We start from the raw sequence: 1,985 nt of genomic DNA on the forward strand, positions 1-1,985 counted from the left end.
CGCCACGTAGCCGAGGATGTTCCCGCCGGCCAGCGTCTCGATCTGGTCGAGATCCTGGATGCCGGGGATGAAGAGCACGGGCTGGCCCATCTCGGTGGCGCGGCCGACGGCCTCGTCGAAGGCCGCCAGGCCCGCCACGGGTCGCAGGGTGATGTCGGTGCTGCGCGCGCGCTGGATCCAGTAGAAGATCGCGCCGCAGATCAGGAGCACGGCGACGAGCATGTTCCAGCGGCCGCGGTTGAACCACTGCGCGCGGGCCGCGGCGGGCGCGGCGAGCTGGGCGACGCCGTGGCCGCCGGGGCCGATCGCGTCGACGCGATAGCGGTAGGGGCGGCCCGTCTCGATCGCGCGCCCGGCGTCGGTGAAGCTGGCGCGCTCGTCGCGGCCGCCGGTGGCCCCGCGCTGACCGACGCGCTGCCAGGCCAGGCTGTCCGGCTGCTCGTCGGCGAAGGCGTCGGCGCGGAAGATCTGGTAGCCGGTGACGCGACCGGAGCCGTCATCGTCGGGCGAGCGCAGCCAGCTGATCGCGATCGCGCGCCCGTTGTCGTTGGGGACGTCCGCCGCGCGCAGGTCCAGGGGCGGCGCCGGGGCCGCGAGTGCCGCGGCGGCGAGGCTGTCCGCCGGCAGGAGCGCCGCCGCGGGCTGCGCAGCCAGGGGCGACGCGCCGAGCAGCAGGGCCAGCAGGGCGAGCAGTGGCGCGAGTCGCCGCGCTGGCGCTAGCAGTGGACGCGGCGGCTTCGCCTGGGGCATCGGCGTCTCCCGGATGGCGGTCACTCCCGGCGCTGCCAGAAGCGCCAGGCGGGACGGCGACGAGCAGCGTTGCGGGCGGCCTTGCGCGCGGCCCGCTCGGCCTTTTCGGCCTTCTCGACGCGGACCAGCTCGCTCTCGTAGCCCTCGATCATCTGCAGCAGCAGCTCCAGGGTCTGTCGCCGCTCGAGCAGCTCGGTGTAGCGCTCGTAATTGGGCGACTCGAAGAGCACCTGCACGAAGGGCCCGAAGAAGACCATGGCCTGTGCCCCAACATAGTTGAGGGGTTTGGCGGTCTCCAAGAAGAAAATCGCCGGCACCGAAAGGCGACGGCGCACGATCTTGCGCGCGAGGTCCGTGAGCAACGCGAAGTCGCTGTCGAGCATGTCGTCGGGCTTGGCGGGCAAGCGCGCGGCGGCGAAGGCGACATCGAAGCCGTTCATGCGCCGTCTCCTGCCACGGCGCTCTCGGCGGCGGCCGGCGCGAAGCGCGCCCGCACCCGGGCGACGATCGCTTCACCCTCGGCGCCGGGCGGCAGCAGCAGGAGCTGGCTGCGGTAGTTGTCCAGGCGCGAGCCGGGCGGCAGGGTGAGCAGCTTCAGTCGTCCGCCGGCGCGGGCATAGCCGCGAAACTCGCTCCAGTGCCGCGTGCGGCGGTAGAGGAGATTGCTCACGCGAAGGGTCTCGGCATCGAGCGCGAAGCGCGTGGGCAGCAGGAACTGCGAGAGGCTGGCGACGAGAAGCAGGCCGGCCACGGCCGTGAGCAGGGCGCTCTGGGAGAGCGCCCAGGCGAAGCTCGTGGTGAGCAGGCAGACTGCGATCGCCAGCGCGCCGCGGCGGGGGTGGGTAGGCAGCAGCCAGACGCGCCAGGCGAGGGCGTCCCCAGCGGCTCCGGTCGCCTGGGTCTCGCTCGCGACCGGCTTCACGCGCGCCTCCTAGTCCGTCTCCACCATCTCGAGATTGGCGCGGGGCAGCAGCACGTCGCGGCCGTCGCCCAGACGCACCTGCGCCACGCGTACGAGGGTGCCGCTTTCCATGCGCTGCAGCTCCGGCGGCAGCCCGGTCACGCTGCCCAGCACGCCGAAGTAAGGCGCGCGGATCACCCGCACGAGGCTGCCCGCCTCGATGCCGGTCAAGCGCGACTCGTCGAACTGCTGACCGCTGATCTCCTCGGGCGCGAGGGGAATGATCACCTCGGGCCGGATGACGCCGGCGCGGATCTGCGTAGCGCCGTTGAGG

At 72.8% G+C, this 1,985-nt stretch carries 3 protein-coding genes; all 3 read right to left on the bottom strand.

What is annotated here, in order from left to right:
- The coding region (locus FJ251_15830; protein ID MBM4119171.1) for a fibronectin type III domain-containing protein at positions 1-750 on the bottom strand (750 nt) is incomplete at its 3' end.
- A gap of 20 nt (positions 751-770) precedes the next feature.
- Positions 771-1,190, bottom strand: a complete 420-nt coding sequence (locus FJ251_15835; GenBank protein MBM4119172.1) for a hypothetical protein — start codon at positions 1,188-1,190, stop codon at positions 771-773.
- Positions 1,187-1,672 (bottom strand): hypothetical protein, encoded by a 486-nt coding sequence (locus tag FJ251_15840; GenBank protein MBM4119173.1) that lies wholly within the window; start codon positions 1,670-1,672, stop codon positions 1,187-1,189. Before FJ251_15840 ends, FJ251_15835 begins: the two co-directional genes overlap by 4 nt.
- Between the last annotated feature and the right edge of the window lie 313 nt (positions 1,673-1,985).

The organism is bacterium, from assembly GCA_016873475.1.
Lineage (GTDB): Bacteria > Krumholzibacteriota > Krumholzibacteriia > JACNKJ01 > JACNKJ01 > VGXI01.